General features: G+C 72.8%; 17 protein-coding genes. 12 read left to right on the top strand and 5 right to left on the bottom strand.

The genetic code is table 11. The features are described from left to right. The first annotated feature begins 4 nt into the window (after window positions 1–4). Genes ABZ880_RS43315 through ABZ880_RS43290 form a run of 6 tightly spaced genes read left to right on the top strand, consistent with a single transcriptional unit; the run spans window position 5 to window position 8136 of the window. A complete protein-coding gene (locus tag ABZ880_RS43315) occupies window positions 5–772 on the top strand; it encodes a class I SAM-dependent methyltransferase (RefSeq protein WP_361275489.1) in 768 nt (255 codons plus the stop codon). Continuing rightward, complete coding sequence (locus ABZ880_RS43310) at window positions 769–4917, top strand: alpha-(1->3)-arabinofuranosyltransferase family protein (RefSeq protein WP_361275486.1); 4149 nt, start codon at window positions 769–771, stop codon at window positions 4915–4917. The genes ABZ880_RS43315 and ABZ880_RS43310 overlap by 4 nt, the downstream gene beginning before the upstream one ends. Further along, the gene (locus ABZ880_RS43305; RefSeq protein WP_361275483.1) at window positions 4914–6293 is read left to right on the top strand and encodes a condensation protein; all 1380 of its coding nucleotides are present in this window, start codon (window positions 4914–4916) and stop codon (window positions 6291–6293) included. The genes ABZ880_RS43310 and ABZ880_RS43305 overlap by 4 nt, the downstream gene beginning before the upstream one ends. Then, window positions 6290–7030 carry a methyltransferase domain-containing protein gene (locus tag ABZ880_RS43300; protein WP_361275481.1) on the top strand — a complete coding sequence of 247 codons (741 nt, stop codon included), beginning with the start codon at window positions 6290–6292 and terminating at the stop codon, window positions 7028–7030. Before ABZ880_RS43305 ends, ABZ880_RS43300 begins: the two co-directional genes overlap by 4 nt. 16 nt (window positions 7031–7046) lie before the next feature. Then, a complete protein-coding gene (locus ABZ880_RS43295) occupies window positions 7047–7919 on the top strand; it encodes a DMT family transporter (protein ID WP_361275478.1) in 873 nt (290 codons plus the stop codon). 13 nt (window positions 7920–7932) lie between these two features. Then, window positions 7933–8136 (top strand): Trm112 family protein, encoded by a 204-nt coding sequence (locus ABZ880_RS43290; protein ID WP_361275476.1) that lies wholly within the window; start codon window positions 7933–7935, stop codon window positions 8134–8136. Between the two features lie 12 nt (window positions 8137–8148). Here the strand turns inward: ABZ880_RS43290 and ABZ880_RS43285 are convergent, their stop codons facing one another. Continuing rightward, the gene (locus ABZ880_RS43285; protein WP_361275474.1) at window positions 8149–10323 is read right to left on the bottom strand and encodes a SpoIIE family protein phosphatase; all 2175 of its coding nucleotides are present in this window, start codon (window positions 10321–10323) and stop codon (window positions 8149–8151) included. A gap of 157 nt (window positions 10324–10480) precedes the next feature. Here ABZ880_RS43285 and ABZ880_RS43280 point away from each other — a divergent pair, with 157 nt between their 5' ends. After that, window positions 10481–10900, top strand: coding sequence for a DUF6153 family protein (locus tag ABZ880_RS43280; protein ID WP_361275471.1), 420 nt, complete (start codon window positions 10481–10483; stop codon window positions 10898–10900). Window positions 10901–10996: 96 nt separating this feature from the next. Then, window positions 10997–12583: a multicopper oxidase family protein gene (locus tag ABZ880_RS43275; RefSeq protein WP_361275469.1), complete on the top strand. Its 1587-nt coding sequence runs from the start codon at window positions 10997–10999 to the stop codon at window positions 12581–12583. A 61-nt stretch (window positions 12584–12644) separates the two neighbouring features. Here the strand turns inward: ABZ880_RS43275 and ABZ880_RS43270 are convergent, their stop codons facing one another. Continuing rightward, window positions 12645–13889: a DUF418 domain-containing protein gene (locus ABZ880_RS43270; protein WP_361275466.1), complete on the bottom strand. Its 1245-nt coding sequence runs from the start codon at window positions 13887–13889 to the stop codon at window positions 12645–12647. Window positions 13890–14065: 176 nt separating this feature from the next. On the opposite strand from ABZ880_RS43270, the gene ABZ880_RS43265 reads away from it, so the two are divergent. After that, window positions 14066–14731: a response regulator transcription factor gene (locus ABZ880_RS43265; protein WP_361275464.1), complete on the top strand. Its 666-nt coding sequence runs from the start codon at window positions 14066–14068 to the stop codon at window positions 14729–14731. Next, window positions 14728–15840: a histidine kinase gene (locus tag ABZ880_RS43260; RefSeq protein WP_361275461.1), complete on the top strand. Its 1113-nt coding sequence runs from the start codon at window positions 14728–14730 to the stop codon at window positions 15838–15840. Before ABZ880_RS43265 ends, ABZ880_RS43260 begins: the two co-directional genes overlap by 4 nt. 336 nt (window positions 15841–16176) lie before the next feature. Here the strand turns inward: ABZ880_RS43260 and ABZ880_RS43255 are convergent, their stop codons facing one another. The 3 genes from ABZ880_RS43255 to ABZ880_RS43245 all read right to left on the bottom strand — a co-directional run bounded on the left by ABZ880_RS43255 (window position 16177) and on the right by ABZ880_RS43245 (window position 19594). Further along, entirely contained in the window at window positions 16177–17361 is a 1185-nt protein-coding gene (locus ABZ880_RS43255) for an NAD(P)-binding domain-containing protein (protein ID WP_361275459.1), read from the bottom strand. A gap of 81 nt (window positions 17362–17442) precedes the next feature. Beyond that, a complete protein-coding gene (locus tag ABZ880_RS43250) occupies window positions 17443–18108 on the bottom strand; it encodes a hypothetical protein (protein ID WP_361275456.1) in 666 nt (221 codons plus the stop codon). 289 nt (window positions 18109–18397) lie between these two features. After that, window positions 18398–19594 carry an RNA-guided endonuclease TnpB family protein gene (locus ABZ880_RS43245; protein WP_361275454.1) on the bottom strand — a complete coding sequence of 399 codons (1197 nt, stop codon included), beginning with the start codon at window positions 19592–19594 and terminating at the stop codon, window positions 18398–18400. A 153-nt stretch (window positions 19595–19747) separates the two neighbouring features. On the opposite strand from ABZ880_RS43245, the gene ABZ880_RS43240 reads away from it, so the two are divergent. Continuing rightward, window positions 19748–20719, top strand: coding sequence for an NAD(P)-dependent alcohol dehydrogenase (locus tag ABZ880_RS43240; protein ID WP_361275452.1), 972 nt, complete (start codon window positions 19748–19750; stop codon window positions 20717–20719). A 63-nt stretch (window positions 20720–20782) separates the two neighbouring features. Further along, a complete protein-coding gene (locus ABZ880_RS43235) occupies window positions 20783–23074 on the top strand; it encodes an FUSC family protein (protein ID WP_361275449.1) in 2292 nt (763 codons plus the stop codon).

Here is a 23074-nt window from a genome sequence, read left to right as displayed (position 1 = left end):
CGCCATGGCTGAACTCGTCCGACGTCCCCTGCGGGACCCCTCCCTGCGCCGTTCGCTCGCGCTGTTCCGGGCCTTCATGCGGGAGCAGTCCGACCCCGATCGCTGCTACACGCTGCTCGCGCGCGACGCGGTTGCGCAGGTGGCGCGGCACACGGAGCTGGACGGCCGGATCGTGCTGGACGTCGGCGGTGCGGGTGGGCACTTCACCGAGGAGTTCCGCCGCCAAGGTGCCCACGGCTTTCTCTTCGAGCCCGATCTGCGTGAGCTGTCCTCGCGTGGTCGTCCACCGGAGGGCTCCGTGGTCGCCGACGGCTATCTGCTGCCGCTGCCCGACGGCGTGGCGGACGTGTGCTTCTCCTCCAACGTCCTGGAGCACGTGGCGGACCCGGAGACCTTCCTCAGCGAGATGGTCCGGGTGACCAGGCCGGACGGGCTCATCTACCTCTCCTTCACCAACTGGCTCTCCCCGTGGGGCGGTCACGAGACCGCACCCTGGCACTACTTCGGAGCGCACCGGGCGCGCAAGCGCTACCGCCGACGCACCGGGCGCGAGGCCAAGCACACCGTCGGCGAGAACCTCTTCCCCCTGCACATCGGTCCCACCCTGCGCCATGTCCGCGGCCGCGAGGACGTGGGCATCGTGTCGGCGCGCTCCCGCTACTGGCCGTTCTTCCCGGGCGCGATCACCCGCGTCCCCGGGCTGAGAGAGATCGCCACCTGGAATCTCCTGCTGATCCTGCGCAAGTCACGCTCCAGCGAGGCACGTTCATGAGCACTACGGTCCAGGCACCCGCGCACCCCGCCCCCGCACCGACGGCTCCACCCGCGATGCGACACGGACGGCGCCTGCTGTTCGGGTTCTGGGCGGCCGTACTGACGGCGTTCCTCGCGGTGTCCCCCGGCAGGACGACCTTCGAGACCAAGCTCGCCGTGGCCGTAGACCCGCTGCGCTTCCTCGGCGATCTCGGTCAACTCTGGCACGACCGCGCCGGGTTCGGCGGAATCGCCGACCAGAACGTCGGCTACGCCTTCCCGATGCTGCCGTACTACGCACTGATGCATCTGATCCACGTGCCGGTGTGGCTCGCGGAGCGGCTGTGGCTGTCGGTCGTCGTGACCGCCGCGTTCTGGGGTGCGCTGCGGCTGGCCGAGCGGCTGCGGGTGGGCACGCCCGCGACCCGGCTGCTGGGCGCGGTGGCGTACGCGCTGTGGCCCACCTTCACCATCGTCGTCGGCTCCACGTCCGCCGCCGCGCTGCCCGGAGCCCTGCTGCCCTGGGTGCTGCTCCCGCTGACCTCCGCTTCGTCGAGCCCGCGGATCGCCGCCGCCCGCTCGGCCCTCCTCATCCCCTTCATGGGCGGGGTCAATGCGGCCTCAACTCTGGCCTCTCTGCTGCCGGTCGGGCTGTATCTGCTGAGCCGGCCGAAGGGGCCGCGGCGCCGCGCGCTGCTGGCCTGGTGGCTTCCGGGGGTGGTGCTGGCGACCGCCTGGTGGACGGTGCCGCTGCTGCTTCTGCACGTCTACGGCGTGGACTTCATGCCGTACGTCGAGCAGGCGGACACCTCGACCGCCACCATGTCCGCGACGGAACTGCTGCGCGGGGCGGGCAACTGGGTGGCGTACCTCGACTTCGGCGAGGCCTGGCTGCCGGCCGGCTGGACCGTCGCCGCCTCCGTCGTCACCGTGCTCGGCTCGGCGTTCGCCGCCGCGCTGGGTCTTGCGGGGCTGGCCCGCCGGGATCTGACGGAGCGGCGCTGGCTGCTCATGACCGTGCTGGCCGTCGTCCTGATCGCCCTCGCGGGCTACGGCGGCTCCCTCGGCGCGCCCTTCCACCACACCGTGCAGACGTGGCTGGACGGCTGGCTCCGGCCGTTCCGCAACATCTACAAGTTCCAGCCCGGCCTCGCCCTCGCGCTGGCCCTCGGCCTGACCCACCTGACGGCGGTCGTCGCCGGACGCCGGGGCATCCGGGCGCCGCGTGTCCGCCGGTACGTGCCCGCGATCGCCGCGCTGCTCGTCCTGCCGGGCCTGGCCTGGCCGTATGTGAACGGCAGCATCCTCCAGCCGGGCGGCTTCACCAAGCTGCCCGCCCACTGGCAGCAGGCCGCCGACTGGCTGGACGCGCACTCGGCGGACAGCCGTGCCCTGGTCGTCCCGGCCACCGCGCACGGCGTCTACACCTGGGGCTCCCCCATCGACCAGCCCTTCGACGTGCTGGCCAAGTCCCCTTGGGCGCAGCGGGACTTCGTGCCGTTCGATGCCCCCGGTTCGCGCCGTGCCCTGGACGCGGTCGAGCAGGCGCTGACGTCCGGCGGCGCGGTGCCGGGCCTCAGGTCCTATCTGGCCCGGGCGGGGCTGTACGACGTCGTCGTACGCAATGATCTCGACCCCGACCAGATCGGCTACGTCCCGCCGCAGACCGTCCGGCGCACCCTGGAGGCCTCCGGCTATCGCAGGGCCGTCGGCTTCGGCCCGCTCGTGACCGCCGGACGCATCCCCTCCGACACTCCCGTCCAGGTGCAGGGCCTCTACCCGCGTCTGCAGGCGGTCGAGATCTACGAGCCCGCGGGCGCCGCCGGGCAGCCCGGCCGCGTCGGGATCGGCGCGGCCGGCGACACGGCCGTCGTGAGCGGCGGGCCCGAGGCGCTGCTCCAGCTGTCCGCCGACCCTGGGCTGCGCGACCGTCCGGCCGTGCTGGCCGGGGACGCTCATCCGGGAGTCGGTGTGCCCGCGGTCAAGGCCGTGGCCGACGGGATGCGCCGCGCCGACACCCGCTTCGGCCTGGTCAACGCCAACACCTCGTACACGTACACCCCGACCGAGCGGAACCCGTCGGGCAGCCTGCAGGACCCGGGCGAGCAGCCGAAGCAGATCCTGCCGGTGCGCGGCGCCGACCACCAGACGACGGCCGTGCTGCGCGGCGCGGCCTCGGTGACCGCCTCCAGCAGCGGCAACTGGCTGTTCCAACTGCCGCAGTACGACCCGGTGAACGCCTTCGACGGCGACCCGGACACCGCCTGGGCCGAAGGCAGCCCGGGCCGGGCGGCCGGTCAGTGGCTGAGGGTCGACTTCGCCGAGCCGACCGAGGTGCCGTCGTCGATCCGGCTGACGCCGCTGGCCGCGGACGCAACGCGGCCGGCGCCCACCCGGGTGCGGATCGAGACGGACCGGGGTTCGGCCGTCAGCGCGCTGCGAGCGGACGGGGCCCGGCAGTCGGTCCGGGCGCCCGAGGGCAGAGCGCAGTGGCTGAAGGTCGAGATCCTGGCCGTGAAGTCGGCGCACCCGGGGCTGTCCGGCGCCGGTTTCTCCGAAGTGTCGGTGCCGGGCGTGCAGGTGACCCGGCTGCTGGCGCTTCCGAGCGATGCCAAGTACACCGAGGCCGACGCTCAGGTGTACTCGATGCACCGCGGAACCGACCCGGGCGCGCTTGCGCCGGCCACGGAAGAATCAGGCCTGCACCGGCAGTTCGACACCTCGGACCCGGCCGCGTACGCCATCTCGGCACAGGCCGTACCCGTACCCGGCGATGCACTGGACCGGCTGCTGGAGCGAATCGCACCGGGACAGCGCAACAGGATCACCGTCTCCGCCGACTCGACCAGCCGCACCGGCCTCTCGCTCAGCCCGCGCAACCTGGTCGACGGGGACCTGACGACGGCCTGGATCGCCGGCGACCGGCCCGTGATCCATCTGCGCTGGCCCGGCAAGAGGAAGATCGACCAGATGGTCCTCGGGGCGGCGGGCGGCCTGTCCGCCCGTCCCGAGCAGATACGGATCACTTCGCCGTACGGCGCCGCGACGGCCGGTGTTGACTCCGATGGACTCGCCCGGTTCGGGGCGATCACCACGGACCGTCTCGACATCACGATCACCAAGACCGCACCGCTGACTCTCTACAACCCCGTGGCCGACGGGAGGCTTCAACTGCCGGTGGGCCTGGGCGAGTTGTACCTACCGGCACTGGCCGATCTGCGGGTGTCGCAGCCGAAGCCGGACGCGCGGTTCTCGCTGCCGTGCGGGCAGGGCCCGGCGCTGGACGTCGACGGCACGCTGCACCCGACGAAGGCTTCAGGCGTGGTCCGCGACCTGACGGAGCATCGGCCGGTGACGGTGGCGCTGTGCGCCGGCACGGCGAAGGACGGCCGCCTGGAACTGGCCTCCGGCAAGCACCGGTTGGAGGCCGGTGATGCCGGACCGCTGGCCATCACGGACGTCACGCTGTCCCAGGGCGAGCCGCGAGCCCTCTCCGGCACGGCGGGCCGCGAGGTCACCGTGGACAAGTGGACCGGCGACAGCCGCGCGGTGTCCGTGTCCGCCGGGTCGGGCGAGGCGTCGTATCTGCGCACGTACGAGAACGTCAACGAGGGCTGGCGGGCCACGCTGAACGGCGAGAAGCTCACGCCGGTCCGGCTCGACGGCTGGCAGCAGGCCTGGCTGATTCCGGCCGACCACTCCGGCACCGTGCGCATGGAGTACGAGCCCGCCGGGCTGTACGAGGCAGGGCTGGCCGGCGGGGCGGTCGGTGTCGCGGCGCTCGTGGCGCTCGCCCTGGCGGGTCGGCGGCGTACCGTTCCAACTTCTGCCGGGGATACGGAAGTTCCTCCGACGCCTGGGCTGCTGCTCGGGACGGTGGCGCTGACCGCCGTCATGGCGCTGGTGGCGGGACCCCTCGCCCTGATCGTGCCCGCGCTCGCGCTGGTCGCCCGGTGGCGGCCCGGCGCCCTGGGCCCCGTCGCGGCGGTGGCCATGGCGGGGGCGGGCATCGCGGCGGCCACGGGGGCGGGCTCGCCGGTCTCCGCGGATCGCGGCGCATTCGGCGCGCTCGCCCAGGTGCTGGCGCTGGTGGCGCTGTCCGCGGCCGTCGTCACGGTCGGTACCGGCAGACCGCCGAGCGGCAAGCGGGCCGGTGCGCGGTGACCGCGCTCGGAGCCAACCCCCGTACCGGGCACGGCAGATGGCCGGCTCCGAAACGGCTGGCGTTCCCCACTGTCGACGAGGTCTCCCGGCACTGTCTCAGCGAGGTCGAGCCGGAGACCGTCCACATCGAGGTCCATCTGCCCGGCCGACCCGATCCCCGGCGGCTGCGGGACGCCTTCCACCGGGCTCTGCTGCTCCACCCGCGGAGCCTGGTACGCCAGGCGCCGCACCGTTGGTATCGGCGGTCCTACGAGTGGGAGTTGACCGGCACGCCGGACGTGGACCCGGTGAGCTTCGCCGGGAGCGGGACCGACGCCCTGGCGCGGGCCCGCTCCCGGGCGCTCGCGCTGTGCCCGCCGCTGTCCCAGTCGCCGCCGGTGCGCCTGGAGGTGATCAACCCGAGCGCCAGACGAACCGTCCTGCTCCTCGCCCTCCACCACACCGCCCTCGACGCACCGGCCGGCCTGCGCCTGCTCGCCACGACCGCGGCGCTCTACGCCGGCAAGGGCACCGTCGCGGACGTGCCCGCTCCCGTGCGCCGATCGCGCTCCGAACAGCACGGGGACGGCATCCTGCGCCGTACCGGATGGGCCCGGCCCGCGCGGCTGGCCTCCGCCGGGCTGTCGTCGGCAGGGTCCGTCGTGCGCAGCAACGGCATGCTGCTGAGGGAACTGCCGCTGCCCCAACACCCGGATGCCGTCCCGGACTTGGCCGCTCCCTGGACCGTCAACGACCAACTCCTGGTTGCCGCCTCGCTGATGGCGGGCCGCTGGAACCACTCCCGGGGCAGGCGCTACGGACCGGTGCGGATCACGATGCCGGTGGACGACCGTTCCCTGGACATGGCGATGCCCATCGGGAACGGGACCCGCCTGGTCGAGGTCCCGGTGTCGCCCGCGAACCGCCATGAGGAGCTGCTGCTCCTGGCACCGCGTCCCGATCCGGCCGCCGTGGCCCGGTTGCTGCACACCACTGCGCAGCGCACCCGGGTGCTGAAGTCGCTGCGGCGCGCACCGCTCGGGCCGGGGGCGGCTCTTCTGACGGCTCCGCTGCTTCCGGTCAGCGTGCGCGGCGCGCTCACCCGCGGGGTGCGGCGGGCCGTCGCCCCTTGGACCTCGACCCTGCTGCTCAGCAATATCGGGCGGGTGCCGTATCCGCTGGATTTCGGCGAGGCAGGGCGGGCCCAGGCCGTGTGGTTCTCGGCGCCCGCGCGCATGCCCCGCGGACTGAGCGTGGCGGCGGCATCCACCGGCGGGCGGCTGCAGTTGACGCTGCGCTGGTCGCGCGACCTCTTCGACGACGACGCCGCCCATACTTTGGCCCGCCTCTTCGAGGAGTGCCTCTCCCTGACGTACGGCCCCCGGAGCACGCCATGACCACCTCTGCCGCCAAGGCCCCCGGGTTGCGGGACTTCTACGAGGATCCGGCCGTCCCGGTCGCCTCCGGCACGGACCGCAGCCTGCGGCAGGCCCGGATGCTGGCCCGCGCGCTCGGGCCCGTACGGCCGGGCCGAGCGCCCGCCACGGTGCTCGACGTCGGCTGCGGGGACGGTTCGGCGGGTGCCGTCGCCGCGCGTGTGCTGGCCGGGCACCGGATCGTGGGCGTCGACTGGTCGCAGGACGCGCTGCGCCGGGCGGCGCGGCGGCTGCCGCAGGTGGTGCGGGGCGAACTGTCCGGCGGCGGGCTCCCGTTCGCCTCCGGCAGCGCGGACGCGGTGCTGTTCAGCGAGGTCGTCGAGCATCTCGTCGACCCCGACGGCGCCCTTGACGAGCTGCATCGGGTGCTGCGGCCGGGCGGGCATCTGATGCTGTCCACGCCCAACCTCGCCGCCTGGTACAACCGGGCGCTGCTGCTCGCCGGCGTCCAGCCCGTCTTCTCGGAGGTGAGCCTGCGCCGGGTGCACGGCAGACCGGGCAGCCAAGTCGTGGGCCATCTGCGGCTGTTCACGGCGCGCGCCCTGCGGGAGTTCGTGACGGCGTCGGGCTTCGAGGTCGTACGGCTGGAAGGCGCCCCCTTCCACGGGGTGCCGCGTCCGCTGCGCCCGCTCGACCGCCTGGCCTGCCGGCTGCCGTCCCTCTCCTCCATCTTCCTCGTGCACGCGATCAGGCGGTAGCGCGATGGTGTGGGGAGTGGCTGCGGTGCTGCTGGCGAACGTCCTCTACAGCACCGGGTTCGTGCTGGAGAAGCGGGCGCTGGCCGGCCTGCCGCCGCTGTCGGCCGGACGGCCGGGCCGGGCGGTGCGGCTGCTCACCGGGAGCCCGCTGTGGGTCGGCGGCGCGTCGGCCCTGGCCCTCGGGTTCGCCGCCCAGCTCGCCGTCTACCGCGTCCTGCCGATCGCGGCCGCGCAGGGGCTGTTCGTGTCCGGGCTGGTGCTGCTGCTCGTGCTCTCCTCGGCGGTGCTCGGCGAACGCCTCACGGCCCGCGAGCGGCGTGGTGTCGCCGTCGTCGGCCTGGCGCTGCTGATGGTGGCGGCCTCGCTGCACACCGGCAGCGAGCCGATCGGCCGTACGGCTTCGGTCGGCACCCTGCTCGCTCTGTGCGCACCGGCGCTCGTCCTCGGCCTGTTGCTGTACGGCGCGGCCGAGCTGCGGGGGCGGCGACAGCACCGGCCGCCGCCGACAGGTGTGGCGTACGGCGTGGCGATCGGGCTGCTGTACGGGGTCAGTTCGCTCGCGATCAAGGGGGTGTCGGGGCGTCTGGCGCAGGCCCCGGACCTCGTCGGTGCCGTACCGGCCCTGCTCGCCTCGCCCTACCCCTACCTCCTGCTGCTCACCGGAGCCTTCGGCCTGGTGCTGTCGCAGACGGCGCTGCAGCGCTGCCGGGCCTCGCTGATCGTGCCCGTGTGCACGACGGTGACCTGCGTGTTCAGCGTGGCGAGCGGCACGGTCGCCTTCGGCGAGCCGCTCCCCGAGGATTCCGTGCGGCTCGTCCTGCGGCTGGGCGGCACCATGCTCGCCCTGGCCGTGATGCTCACCCTGCCGCGTCACGACGTAGGCCGTTGAAGGGAACTCACCGATGAAGTCCGACGACCCGCTGCTGAAGCTCCTCGTCTGCCCGCTCGACAAGGGCCCGCTGGTCCTGGACGAGCCGGGCTGCGCGCTCTACAACCCGCGGCTGCGTCGCCGCTATCCCGTGGTCGACGGCATCCCGCAGCTGCTGCCCGCCTCCGGACAGCCGGCGTCGGAGGAGGAACTCGCACGGCTGCGCGGCGCCCTCTGACCTGGCACCCGGCTACGCGAAGGCCACTTCCGGGAACCCGCCGGACTCGTTGAGCTCGGCCCAGACCGTCTTGCCCTGCCGGGCGTGGCGCGTGCCCCAGTGCTCGGCGAGCTGGGCGACCAGGAGCAGGCCGCGCCCGCCCTCGTCGAAGGTGCGGGCCCGGCGCATGTGGGGGGTGGTGCTGCCGCTGTCCGAGACCTCGCACAGCAGGGCACGGACGGGGGCGCCTCCCGGCCCCCCAGGGGGCTGCGGGAGGATGAGGCGCAGTTGGATGGGCGGGCGGCCGTAGCGGATGGCGTTGGTGACCAGTTCGCTGACCACCAGCTCGGTGGAGAAGTCGAGTTCCTCCAGCCCCCAGGCGCTCAGCTGCTCGGAGACGCCGGCCCGGACGCGGGCGACGGCGGCGGGGTCGGGGGCCAGGTCCCAGGTGGCGACCTGGCGGGCGCCGAGCGCATGGGTCCGGGCCAGCAGCAGTGCGACGTCGTCGTCCGGCCGGGCGGGCAGCAGGGATTCGAGCACCGTGTCGCAGGTGGCCTCCAGGGACGGGGCGGACTTCGCCAGGGCCTGGCGCAGCCGGCTGAGCCCGGCGTCGACGTCATGGTCGAGGGCCTCGATCAGGCCGTCGGTGTACAGGGCGATCAGGCTGCCTTCGGGCAGGTCGACCTCGGCGGCCTCGAAGGGCAGTCCGCCCAGGCCCAGCGGCGGTCCGGGCGGGAGTTCGAGGAGATCGACGTTTCCGTCCCGGGTGACCACGGCGGGCAGCACATGCCCGGCCCGGGCCAGGGTGCAGTGGCGGGAGACGGGGTCGTAGACGGCGTACAGGCAGGTGGCGCCGATCTCCCCGTCGGCCTCGCCGACCGGGTCTGCGGTGGCTTCGGTGGCCAGCCGCAGCACGACGTCGTCCAGGTGCGTGAGGAGTTCGTCGGGCGGCAGGTCGATGTCGGCGAGGGTGCGTACGGCGGTCCGCAGGCGGCCCATGGTGGCGGCCGCGTGGATGCCGTGCCCGACCACGTCGCCCACCACCAGGGCGACGCGGGCTCCGGACAGCGGGATGACGTCGTACCAGTCGCCGCCCACCCCGGCCTGGGCGCCTGCGGGCAGGTAGCGGCAGGCGACGTCCACGGCCGACTGCTGCGCGGTGTGCCCTGGGAGCAGGCTGCGCTGGAGGGCGAGGGCGGTGGCACGCGCGTGCGTGTAGCGGCGGGCGTTGTCGACGGCCATCGCCGCGCGGGCGGCGATCTCCTGCGCGAGCAGCAGATCCTCGTCGTCGAACCGTGCGGGGTTGCGGTGCCGGCAGAACTGCGCGACGCCCAGGGTGGTGCCGCGGGCGCGCAGCGGCACCACCAGCGTCGAGTGGATCTCCTGGTCGGCCTCGCCGCCGCTGGAATGGTGCCGCGTGGGCTGCCCGGTGAGCAGGGCACGGGCCGACGGCGAGCCGTCCGGGCAGGTGTGCAGCTGCTGCGGCGCGATGGCCGGTTCCGGGCTGCCGTCGGCCGGTCCCTGGGCGATCCGGCGCAGCACGAGCGGGCGCTCCACCGGCTCGTCGTGCACCGGGGTGTCGTGTCCGTCGAGCGCGGAGTCCAGCAGGTCGACGGTGACGAGGTCGGCGAAGTGCTCGACGGCGAGGTCCGCCAGCTCCTGAGTGGTGCGGGCGATGTCCAGGGTGGTCCCGATGCGGATGCTCGCCGCGTTCACCATCGACAGCCGCCACTGCAGCCGGCGGTCCCGCTCCTCCTGGAACGCGGCGACACCCTGCTCGGACGTGCGGTCCACGTACCCGGTCGCCGTCGCGACCACCTTGCGCGACGCCGCACTGATCAGCTCGGCATCGTCGGTGAACCGGGGCATCTCCTCGAGCATCCGGTCCAGGAAGACGCCCTCGCCGAGCCGGAACGCCCGCAGCATGCTGCTCAGGCGTATGCCGTGCCGGGCCAGCCGGCGCGCACGCTCCGCGTCGGCGGGCGGCGGTTCGACCTGGCTCGGCTCGACACCGTGCTCCAGGCCGAACAACCCGGCGACGACGTGCTCGGCCACGTTCTGCGACGTGAGACGGCCGGTCTCCGGGTCGTCCCACAGTTCGGGAACCTCGCGCCGCAGGCACCGTTCCACCTCGGCGCTCAGCTCCTCCGCTCGCGCGCCGAGCTCACGCGCGACGCGGGACACGAGACGGTCGGCACTGACGTCCACCCTCACGACGGTACGCCGGACGGGCGGGTGGGCGCCGCCGGACGGCCCCGGCAGGACAGGCCACCGGCGGCACCGCAGAGGCCCACCGACCGCCGTCGCGGTATACCCATCGGGGGTATAGTGGCGGCCACCCCGGAAGGAAGCACGGACACTCACCATGACGGCACGCAGGATCCCCGGATCACAGCCCGGCGGTACCGCCCGCTGGGTCGGCGGCCTGCTCGTCACGCTGTGCGCCGTGCTCGCCGTACTGCTGCACCATGAGCTGCCCGACGCGCCGGTCGCCAAGATGTCGGCCGCCGCGATGCAGGCCATGCCCGGCTCCCCGTCCGACGTCCACTTCCATGCCGGCGCGACGGGTCAAGGCACCTCAGCGCACGGCGGAAACGCCTGCCCCTCCATGGGGATGGAACACTGCTCCGCCGCCGGAGTCACCGCGCTGCAGCTCGCAGCGCCGTCCCACTCACCTGTCCAGGCCGTCCCGGCTCAGCACACGGCGATCGCGCTGGTGCACGTCGCGCCTGCCACCGACCGGGCTCCACCCGACCTGTCCGTCCTCTCTCAACTGCGCATTTAGGCCGTACCCGACGGCCGCCCGCGTCCAGCGGCGCGAACGAGCCGTGCTCGGAAACAGCCCGTAGCCACGCCCTCGCGCATCGAGAAGAGAACATTCATGACCAGCATCGACCGCCGCTCCGTCCTGCTCGCCGGACTGGGCGCGGCAGGCACCGGCGTGCTCGCCGCCTGCAGCGGCAACACCTCCCGCAACGCCCCTGAGCTGGTGAGCCCCTCCGGATCCCAGGTCGCCCGCGCAGAGCAGAAGCGCGGCGGCACCGGCAAGGTGCACCGCCTCAACCTGACCGCCGCCCGCACCGTGCTCGACCTCGGCGGCGGCGTCACCGCCCCGTCCTGGGCGTACCACGGCCAGGCGCCCGGCAAGGAGATCCGCATCCAGGCCGGCGACACCCTCGCCGCCGAGCTGTCCAACCAACTGCCCGACAGGACCACGACGTCCGTCCACTGGCACGGCATCGCGCTACGCAGCGACATGGACGGCGTCCCGCCGGTCACCCAGACGGCGGTGCGGGCCGGGGCCGGCTTCACCTACCGGTTCGTCGCCGACACCCCCGGCACGTACTTCTTCCACCCGCACGTCGGCGTCCAGCTCGACCGGGGCCTGCACGCCCCGCTGATCGTCGAGGACCCCAGGGAGCCGCTGTCGTACGACGACGAATGGGTCGTCGTCCTCGACGACTGGCTCGACGGCGTGACCGGCACCCCCGACGAGGCCTTCGCCGAACTCAGCCATGGGATGGGCGGCATGGACATGGACGGCATGGACATGAGCGGGATGGACATGAGCGGCGAAGGCATGACCGGGGCGAGCGCCTCGCCGTCCGCCTCCTCCGGAGGCATGTCCATGAAGTTCATGCTCATGGGTGCGACCAGCGAGCTGCTCGGCGGCGACGCCGGCGATGTGAAGTACCCGTACCACCTGGTCAACGGAAAGCTCCCGGCCGATCCCGAGGTCTTCCGCGGCAAGCCGGGCAGGCGCGTCCGCCTGCGCATCGTCAACGCCGGCGCCGACACCGCCTACCGGGTCGCCCTCGGCGGCCACCGGATGACGATCACCCACACCGACGGCTTCCCCGTCGAGCACCGGCAGACCGATGCCCTGCTGATCGGCATGGGCGAGCGCTACGACGTCCTCGTCACCCTCGGCGACGGTGTCTTCCCGCTCGTCGCCGTCGCCGAGGGCAAGAGCGCCGGCGGCATGGCCCTGGTACGCACCGCATCGGGCAGCGCGCCGGGGCCGGCCGTACGGCCGAAGGAACTGGACGGCGTGATCGTCACCGCTTCCGGATTGCGCGCGACCGACGACGTGCGCCTGGACACGAAGAAGCCCGACCGCGTCCACCGTGTCGAACTGACCGGCGGCATGGCCAAGTACAACTGGGCCATCAACGGCAGGCGATACGACATGAAGGACCCGACCGCGCACCCGCTCCTGGTCGAGGAGGGCCAGCGCGTCCGGCTCGACTTCGTCAACACGACCACCATGTGGCATCCCATGCATCTGCACGGCCACACGTACCAGCTCGGCAGCACCGGCCCGCGCAAGGACACCACGATCGTGCTGCCGAAGAAGAAGGTGTCCGTGCTCTTCGACGCGGACAATCCCGGGCAGTGGATGCTGCACTGCCACAACGCCTACCACGGCGAGGCCGGGATGATGACGCTCGTGGCCTACCGGGCCTGAGCCGCCGCCGCGCCGGGCCCGGCGTAGACCGTCGGGCCCGGCGCGGACGCGCGCTCCGGCGTCATGTCACGCGGTCGGCAAGGCGGGTCGTGCCATGCAGCAGATGCTCCAGCGGACCACGGCGGAATCGCCGGGTCCACACGACCGCGAGGATCATGGCGGTGGCGGAGAAGAGGAACAGAGCCAGCAGAGCCGGAGCCGTCTCCTCCTCCATGCCGACCACGCGGATGGCGAGGACGTGCAGCACGTAGGTGGTCAGCGGGATCATGCCTACGGCGATGACGGGTGTGGCCAGGCGGGTGAGGCGCGGCAGCCTGGCCGTGGCCCAGATACAGGCGGCCACCACGATCAGCGCGACGCCCGTGTTGCCGAGGACGGAGAACGTCGTCTGGCTGTGCGGTGCGCCGACCAGCAGCCAGGCGGCCGGGGTGCCGTCGTCGATCTGTCCGACGGTGTCGGCCCACCAGGCCGAGGCCGGCGAAGCGCCGTCCGTGGCGGCCGCGACGGTGCTCAAAGCGTGCGGGACGAGGTGCAGGGCGAGCCAGGAGCCGCCGTATCCGAGCACCGCCAACGCGCCGCCGACGCAGGAGAGTCGGGCGAGATTCCTGCGCCGGGTGAGGTCCAGCCGGGCCAGCGCCATGCCCGCGACCATGAACGACATCCAGGTCAGCACCGGGTATTCGCCGGTGAAGAGCAGCTCCAGGAAGCCGTCCGTGCCGGTGATCCGGGCCAGCGGGTCCCCGGCGATGACGGCGTCCGCCCAGTCGCCGCCCTCGATGGACTGCCGTATCACGTACAGCACTTGGGGCATGATCAGTGCGCCCGCCGCGGCGACGACCGCCAGCGTGCGTGCGCTCAGCCGGTGCAGCGGCAGGACGAGGAGGAAGAGCAGGCCGTAGAAGGAGAGGATCACGTCGACGTCGGTGTCCAGCGCCGTCAGGGCGAAGCCCAGCGCCATCAGGACGAGGGAGCGGATGACGATCCTGCCCACCGCCTGCCGCCCCGCTCGTCCGGTACGGGACTGCGGACGGCCGGTGATGAGGATCAGGGAGAACCCGGCGAGCAGCGCGAAGAGCGCGGATGCACGGCCGCGTGCCAGCTCGAGGACGAAGCCGAGCGGGCCCCCTATGGTGGGGTCGGGTCCGACATGGGCGGCATACATGCCCAACACGGCGAGCCCGCGGGCCAGATCGATGCCCACGAGCCGTCCCGTCGACGGGGTACGGACGGCCTGCGGCGCGTCCGGCCGGCGCGGGGGCTGTTCCAGGGACGGATGGGACGGGGCCGACGGCGCGTGTTGTGTCATGCCCTTCAGGGTTGGGCCCGGCGGGGGTCCGGGCCCATCCGGCAACCGGCCGGAGTCACCCCCGCCGACCGGCGGAGAACACCCCTCCGGTGGGGCGAGGCAAACCTCGAGGAACCAGTGGGCCGCCCCCGACGTCGTAGCGGTCCCGCAGTGGGCCGGTGGCGAGCGGAGCGCACATGATCCGGGTTCTGGTGGTCGACGACGAGGCCATGGTCCGCACGGGCTTCCGGCACATCCTCGACACCGCGGACGACATCGAGGTGGTGGCGGCCGTGTCCGGCGGGGCGGCGGTCCGGACCGTACGGGAGGCCCGTCCGGACGTCGTACTGCTCGACATACGGATGCCGGACGTGGACGGGCTCACCGTCCTGGCCGAGCTGCGCCGTATGCAGGATCCGCCGGTGGTCGCGATACTCACGACCTTCGACATGGACGAGTACGTGGCGGCCGCCCTGCGGTCCGGCGCGGCGGGCTTTCTGCTGAAGGACACCGACCCCGAGCAACTGCCTTACCTCATACGTTCGTTGGCCGACGGCGGGGTCGTGCTCTCGGCCAAGGTGACCCGGACCGTCGTCGACGGCTATCTGGACGCCGCTCCCCTCAACCCGGCCGCCCTCGTCGTCGAGCGGCTGACCGACCGCGAGCGGACCGTGCTCGTGCTCGTCGCCGAGGGGCTGTCCAACGCCGGGATCGCCGAGCGGATGTACCTCAGCACCGCGACCGTCAAGGACCACGTCAGCGCCGTGCTCACCAAGTTGGAGGTGGGCAGCCGCGTCCAGGCCGCACTGCTCGCCGAGCGCGCCGGCCTGCTCAGGGAACCGCCCCAGGCGCAGGGCCGATGAATCCCCGCCGCCCGCCCGCCGCCCTGCTCGACGCCGCTCTCGTCGCGGCCGCCCTGCTGGACGTCAAGGTCCATGTCCACATGCACGACCCGGAGGCCATGGCCTGCGCCCTGCTGGCCGCCGCCGCCCTGGTGCTGCGCCGCCGCCTCCCGCTGCTCACCTTCCTGCTCGCCCTCCCCGCCACCCTGGTCACGGACGCGGTGTTCGCCACCCTGGCCGCGCTGTACACCCTGGCCTCGCACACCCGCCATCGGGTCCTGCTGGCCGTCTGCGCCCTGGTGTTCACGGTCAGCGACACCACAGTGTGGTCGTGGCCCTCGCCGGAGCCCGCCGATCTGACGGACCCCAGGGAGTTGGTCAAGGTCACCTACAGCCTGGCGACCGCGGCCGCCCCCGTCTTCCTCGGACAGCTCGTCCAGGCCCGACGTGAACTCGCGGCGCGGCTGGCCGAGATATCCCAAGCGCGGGAGAGCGAGCGGCAGTTGCTCGCCCAGAGCGTGCTGGCGAAGGAACGCGCCCAGCTGGCCCGGGAGATGCACGACGTCGTCTCCCATCAGGTCAGCCTGATCGCGGTACGGGCGGGGGCGCTCCAGGTGGGCGGCCGGGACCCGGAGGCGAAGCAGGCGGCGGCCGACATCCGGCGGCTCGCCGTGCAGACGCTGGAGGAGCTGCGGCACATGGTCGGCGTGCTGCGTGCCGCCGGCAGCCGACCCACGGAACTGACCCCGCAGCCGTCGCTCGCCGACCTGCCGCACCTGGTCGACAGCAGCGGCATCGAGGCCGAACTGCGGGCCGACCTGCCCGAGGACCTCCCGCCCGCGGTGCAGCGCGCCGTCTACCGCACCGTCCAGGAAGCCCTGACCAACGTGCGCAAGCACGCGCCCGGTGCGAAGGCGGCGATCCGGATCGGGCAGACGGACGGGACCATGCAGGTGGTGGTCACCAACACGGCCCCCGACCGCCCCGCCCTCCCCCTCCCCGGCGCCCACCATGGCCTGGCCGGCCTGCGCCAGCGCGCCGAACTCCTCGGCGGCAGCGTGACGGCCCGCCCGACGGACGAGGGCGGCTACGAACTCCGGCTGGAGCTGCCGGCCGCCTCGTGCTCGTAGGGTGCGGGTCGACTCGGTAGGTAGGGCGGGGCCCGTCCCTGGTAGACCAAGGTCGTCCCCGCGGCGCGCGACGCATCCCCGCAGGGCGCGGCCCGTCCCCGGTAGACCAAGGTCGTCCCCGCGGCGCGCGACGCATCCCCGCAGGGCGCGGCCCGTCCCCGGTAGACCAAGGTCGTCCCCGCGGGGCGCGACGCATCCCCGCACTGTGCGGACGAGGCTCTGCCCACAGTGCACGCCCCGTCCTCCGCGGAGTGCGACCCATCCCGTGTAGCGCGGGCCATCCCGCAGAATGCGGCCCGTTTCCGCAAGGCGCGGCCCTCTTTCCGCAGGGCGCGGTTACTTCGCCCCCACCCGCCCCACGACCGCCCCCGCAAGCCGCGGTGCCGCGAACGCGGTCCCGCAGGTGAACCGCATGAGCGGTCCGAAGGTGGCCGCGGCCTGGATGCCGGTGAAGTACAGGCCCGGCACGGAGGACTGCAGTCCCGCGTCGAGGTGTGGGAAGCCCGCGGTGCGGGTGAGGCGGGCGCGCAGTTCGGGGGCCAGGAAGTCCATGCCGTCCAGGCGGACCCGGTAGCCGGTCGCGGCCAGGACGTGGTCCGTCTCCACCGTGTGCGTACGGCCCTCGCCGTCCCTGGTGGTGACGAGGATCCCGCCGCCGTGGCGCCGCGCACCGGTGATGTGTTCCCCCAGCCGTACCGGAACCGCTCCGTCGAGGCGCGGCTTGAGCCACCACGATCCGAACGGACCGAGCACCCGTTTGACCAGGCGCAGCCGCGTGGCCGCGGGCAGGAACCGGAAGGCGACCGCCTGGTGGACGACCGCGTACAGCCCCCAGGACCGGCCCAGCGGGGTGTCGGGCTGCCAGTGCGGCGGCGGAGTCGGCGCTGCGCCGAACACCAACTTCCGTGCCCTCACCAGCAGTTGGACCTGCGCCCCGGCCTCGTGCAGCAGCGCGGCGCTCTCCTGCGCCGACTGCCCGGCACCCACCACGACGACATCCCGCCCGGCGAACACCTTCAGGTCTGCGTGCTGCGAGCTGTGCGAGACCAGCCCCTCGGGCACGAACTCGGCGAGCGGCTCCGGGACATGGGCGAAACCGTCCATGCCGCTGGCCACGACCACGGCCGCCGCCCGCAGCTCCTCGCCCGAGGCGAGCTTGAGGTGGAAGCCGTCGGACTGCCGGTCGACGCCGAGGACCCGGACCCGCTCCACCTCGGGCACCAGTTCCTCGGCGAACCAGCGCCCGTACCGTACGAACATCTCGACGGGCACCCGGTCGTGCCCGGTCAGCCGGGTCTCGCCGGTCTGGCGGGCGTAGTCGTCCAGGGTGAACCCCGGACGCGGCGCCGACAGCATCGACGCACTCGGCGGTGACTTCAGCAGCATGCCCGCGGGCATGTTCTCGGCCCAGCTCGCCATCGGCGAACCGAACACCCTGACAATCACTCCCCGCGCCTTCAGATGCGCGGCGGTGGACAGGCCGTACGGGCCCGCCCCGATGACAACGACGGTCTTGGACATGATGGGAGATCCCCCCTGGCACGGCGCTGTCGAGCAGCCCGCACCCCGGCATGACATGACAGGTCAGGTCTGGTCAGAACTTCAGATGCCCACCGAAAGCCGCCGCGTGCGCGGCAGCGGGGAGGAGGCGGGCGGGCCGCGCCGGACGACCGTGTCGGCGAGGAGGAGCTGCCGTGGGACGCCGGGCGCGGATCCCGCGTAGGCGCGCAACCCGGCGCAGGTGGCCGTGGTCAGATCGGCGGGAGTACGGGCCGGGGTGAACAGCCTGGACAGCAGCTCGCGCAGGTTCTCCCACTCGCGCCCGGCGACACGCAGCACCCGCCGGCGGCAGGTGTCCACGCCGTGCAGCAGCACCGCACACAGCACCGTCAGCAGCACGTGCGCGATCACGACCGGCCGACCCGCGTGCACGGAGGACGGCCACAGCGCGTGCGCCGGAACGGAGATCGAGTCGTCGGACCGCACGAACCAGTAGCCCACGACAGCCTGTGAGCCGGCCGCCAGCACCAACTGCCGTATCAGCGGCTTGTCGTGACCCGCGCCGGGCAGTGCGACGCCGAAGAGGACGAGGGCGGCCAGGCCGCGCACCAGCCACGAGGGGTTGGAGTCGAACGCGAGATGGTGGACCGTGGCCGCGACCGCGGTGCCGAGTACGGAGAACAGCCCCGCGCGGGCAGCCGCCACCGGCACCACACGCGGCACCCGGCCGCGGCGGCGCACACGGGACACATGCACCGAACCCCCCATCGCCACCCATCATGGGGCGCGGCCCCCGCCCGTGTCACCACCGCCTCCGGCCGAAACGGCGCCGCCGCGTCCCGGTCGTCTCCCAGCCGCCTTCCTGCCGGAACAGCAGGTTCTGGAGGGCCAGTTGATGGCCGTGGCACTGGACATCCTGACTGGTTCCTGACCGGCTGCGGGTCAACCTCTGGCCAACGGCGCGGTCCGTGGGGATCATCCGGGAGGAAGAGCAGGGCTGACGCAGCGGCGGTCGAGGAGTCCCGTTGACGCTCTCCCTCCTGAAGGAGGGAGATTCTTACGGCTCGCGCCGTGAGACTTCCTGCTTCGTCGCCGACTGCCCGCCCGGAGTTCTCCGTTGAGGTCTTACACCAGCTCCACAGGCCGACACCGCCCGTCCGGCGGCCAGCAGGTTCCGTGCGGCGTTCACGTCCCGGTCGTGGATCGTGCCGCACTCGCACGTCCAGGTACGCACATGCAGCGGCATCTTGTCGGCCAGGGTGCCGCAGACGGAGCACAGCTTGGAGGAGGGGAAGAAGCGGTCCACCGCGATCACTTCCCGCCCGTACCAGGCCGCCTTGTACTCCAGAAGGCTCCGGAACTCCGCCCATGCCGCGTCACTGATGGCGCGGGCCAGGCTCCGGTTCTTGACCATGTTGCGCACGGTCAGGTCCTCGATCACGATCGTTTGGTTCTCACGAACGAGTCGGGTGGTCAGCTTGTGCAGGCCGTCACGCCTGCGGTCGGCGATCCGGGCGTGGATCTTCGCGACCCTCTCGCGGGCCTTGCGCCGATTGGCCCCCTCACCCTTGGCCTTGCGGGCCAGCTCCCGCTGGGACTTGGCCAGACGGGTACGGTCACGGCGCTCGTGCCGGGGGTTGGCGACTTTCTCTCCGGTGGAGAGGGTCAGGAGGTGGTCCAGTCCGACATCGACACCGACCGCCGCGTCCGTGGCCGACAGCGGCCTGACGGTCGCATCCTCGCACAGCATCGAGACGAACCAGCGCCCGGCGCTGTCCTGCGACACGGTCACGGTGGACGGCTTCGCCCCCTCGGGGAGCGGACGCGACCACACGATGTCGAGTGGGCCGGTCGTCTTCGCCAGGGTCAGCCTGCCGTCCCTAAACCGGAAGCCGGAGGTGGTGTACTCGGCGGACTTCCGGGACTTCTTCCGCGACTTGAAGCGCGGGTACTTGGCCCGCTTGCCGAAGAAGTGCGTGAACGCGGTCTGCAAGTGCCGCAAGCACTGCTGCAACGGCACCGACGACACGTCATTGAGGAACGCCAGTTCCTCGGTTTTCTTCCACGCCGTCAGCATCGCCGAGGTGGCGTTGTAGTTGACCCGTTCCTGACGCGCCCACGCCTCCGTCCGGGCCGCGAGCGCCATGTTGTAGACCTTCCGTACGCACCCGAACGTGCGGGACAGCTCGGCCGCCTGCGCTTCGGTCGGGTAGAAGCGGTACTTGAAAGCCCGCTTCACGCACGTTGTGGCCACACTCACAAACTAGTGAGGCTATGCATAAAGTCCAAACCTGCCGGCCGGAGCACTGCGATCCGCCCTGGCGGCGAATCGCAGCCCCTTGCCCTGCTCCGCAGGAGTCCGTTTCCCCTCCGCCCTGAAGGACGGAGTATCCACGGAGGAAACCCGATGAAGGCCATCGTCCAGGACGCGTACGGTTCCGCCGACCGGCTGCACCTGCGGGACGTCGATCCGCCGGTCCCCCGCGACGACGAGGTGCTCGTCCGGGTACGTGCGGCGGGCGTCGATCCGAGCGTCTGGCACCTGATGACCGGGCGGCCGTACTTCGCTCGCCTCAACCGGCAGATCGGCCTGCGCCGGCCCGCCCACCGCGTGCGCGGTTGGGACGCCGCGGGGGTCGTGGAGGCGGTCGGTGCGGGGGTGACCTCGCTGAAGGCCGGGGACGAGGTCTTCGGCCAGTGCGACGGTTCCTTCGCCGAGTTCGCGTGCGGCAAGGCCGAGCAGCTCGCCCCCAAGCCGGCGGGCCTGACCTTCGAGCAGGCGGCGGCCTTCCCCGTCTCCGCCGTGACCGCCCTGCAGGGCCTGGACCTGGCACGCCCGGGCCCCGGCAGTGAGGTGCTGGTCATCGGCGCCTCGGGTGGCGTGGGCACGTACGCCGTGCAGCTCGCCGTGCACTACGGCGCCCGGGTCACCGGCGTCTGCGGACCCACCGGGGCCGATCTCGTCCGCTCGCTCGGCGCCGACGACGTCATCGACTACACCCGGGAGGACATCACCGACCGCGCCGTCCGCTACGACTTCATCCTTGACTCTGCGGGCAACCGCCCCCTGTCCCGGCTGCGCCGCGTCCTCACCCCGCACGGCACCGTCGTCTTCGTGGGCGGTGAGAACGGTGGGCCCGTGCTCGGCGGCACGGACCGGTGGATGCGCGGCCTGCTGCTGTCCGTGTTCGTCGGGCAGAAACTCCGCCCGGTGATCGCGGCCACGCGGCGGCAGGACCTGCTGACGCTGACGGAACTCTTCGAGGCCGGGGCGGTCAGGCCGGTCGTCGACCGCACCTATTCGCTGGCCGAGGCCGCCACCGCGATACGCCACCTGGAGTCGGGCCACCCCCGTGGCAAGCTCGTGATCACCGTCTGAGCGACGCATACTCGGCACATCGACGCACCATGCGGGCGCACCGCCGACGGAAGGTCGCAGCGTATGCAGGCACCTGGCCTCCATCTGCTCGGGCGCGTCCCCGTATGGCTGCGGGCCCACGACCCGGAGCTGGCCGCGACGCGCAGGGCCGGGCGCACCGCCCTCGTCATGCCCGCGCTGTTCGCCCTGTGCAGCCAGGTGTTCCATGCGCCGGCCATGGCGACGTTCGCGGCGTTCGGCACCTTCTCCATGCTGCTGCTGGTCGAGTTCACCGGCCCGATGGTGCAGCGGCTGCGGGCCCATCTGGGCCTGGCGGTGGCCTGGTTGGTGCTCATCTGTCTCGGTAGCCTCGCGGCTCGCGCAACCTGGAGCGCGATCACCGTCACCGTGCTGATCGGCTTTGTGGTGCTGTTCTCCGGGGTGGTCAGCTCCGTGCTCGCCGGGGCGTCGACCGCGCTGTTGCTGGCCTTCGTCCTTCCGGTGACCACGCCCGCACCGCTGTCCGAACTGCCCGAGCGGCTCGCCGGCGCCGGGCTCGCCTCGGCCGCCTCCGTGCTCGCGATCTCCCTGCTGTGGCCGCGCCCCGCCGCGGACCCGCTCAGCGCGCCCGCCGCCCGGGTGTGCCGAGCCGCGGCGGCACAGCTACGGACGGACGCCTCCCGCCTCGCGGACACCTCGGACAGGGAGGTCGTCCGCGCCTGCAAGGAATCCGCCGACGAGGCCGCCGCCGCGGCGACCGACCTGCGCAGCGCCTTCGACTCCACCCCCTACCGGCCCACCGGCCTGTCCACCAGCTCACGGGCCCTGGTGCGGCTGGTCGACGAGCTGACGTGGCTGAGCACCATCGTGTCCGACAGCGCGCCCTCGCCGGACGGCCGCCCGGTGTGCGATCCCGCCGCCGGCACGGTGCGCCTGGCGGCCGCCGCGGTCCTGGAGCGGACGGCCGGCCTGCTGGACGCACCGCACGGATCGCCCGAGGCCCTGCGCACGGCGATGGAGGAGTTGCGCGCGGCCATGGAGAGCATGGAGCGCGGCGCCACCGATCTGCTGCCGGTGCAGCTGCCCCGCCCCCACACGGACCCGGAGGTCCGGGCCTTCCTCGAAGCCCTGGATCTGTCGTTCCGTGCCCAGGAGTTGGGTTTCGCCACGCTGCAGATCGCGGGCAACGTCGACCTGGCGTCGGCGGCGGAACGACGCAGCTGGCCGGAACGCCTCCTCGGCCTCGAACCCGGCGGCGCGGCCCAGCCCCTGGCCTCGGCCCGGGAACGAGCCGTCGCGCATCTGCGCCCCCAGTCGGTCTGGCTGCACAACAGCCTGCGCGGCGCGACCGGCCTTGGCATCGCGGTCACCCTGGCGACCGTGACCGGCGTGCAGCACTCCTTCTGGATCCTGCTCGGCACTCTGTCGGTGCTGCGCTCCAACGCCCTCAACACCGGACAGAACGCGCTGCGCGCGCTCGGCGGGACGCTCGTGGGGTCCGTCATCGGGGCCGGACTGCTGCACCTGATCGGCGCGCACGGCACCGCGCTGTGGTTCCTGCTGCCGGTCGCCGTGCTGATCGCCGGTATCGCACCGGCCGCGGTGTCGTTCGCCGCCGGTCAGGCGGCCTTCACCATCACACTGGTCATCCTGTTCAACATCGACCGGCACCCCGACTGGCACATCGTGCTGCTACGGATCCAGGACATCGCCCTCGGCTGTGGGGTGAGCGTGCTCGTGGGCCTGTTCTTCTGGCCGCGCGGCGCCGCGGCCGCCGTCCACCGGGCCCTCGCCGAGGCATACACCGACAGCGCCCGCTACCTCGCCGGGGCCGTCGAGTACGCCGTGGGCCGCTGCGGCGCCCACCCGTCCCCGGCGGACCCGCCACTGGGCGAGGGCATCGAGGCGGCAGCCGCGGCGCGCAGACTGGACGACGCCTTCCGCAGCTTCCTGGCCGAGCGCGGCGCGAAGCCCATGTCGCTGGCGGGCATGACCACCCTGGTCACCGGCATCGTCGGCCTGCGCCTCGCCGCCGACGCGGTTCTGGGACTGTGGCAGCGCGCGGGCGAACGCCACGAGGGCACGGACCGCGCCGAGGCCCGCCTGGTACTGCTGGGCGCGGCGGGCAACGTCACCGGCTGGTACCAGGACCTCGCCGTGAGCCTCGCCGGTCACTCCCCCGTACGGGACCCCCTGCCGCGCAATCCCACGGCCGAGGCAAGCCTGGTCGACTCCCTCCGCCGCGACCTCCGCGAAACCGACGGCCGTGCCTCGGACACGGCGGTACGCATCATCTGGACCGACGACCACCTCAACGCGGCGAGACGCCTGCAACCCAGCCTGGCGTCGGCGGCGCGGCCGGGCGGCCCGGGCTGA

It is taken from the genome of Streptomyces sp. NPDC047043 (assembly GCF_040644055.1).
In the GTDB taxonomy this organism is placed as follows: domain Bacteria; phylum Actinomycetota; class Actinomycetes; order Streptomycetales; family Streptomycetaceae; genus Streptomyces.
This window is presented reverse-complemented; position numbering and strand designations above follow the sequence as displayed.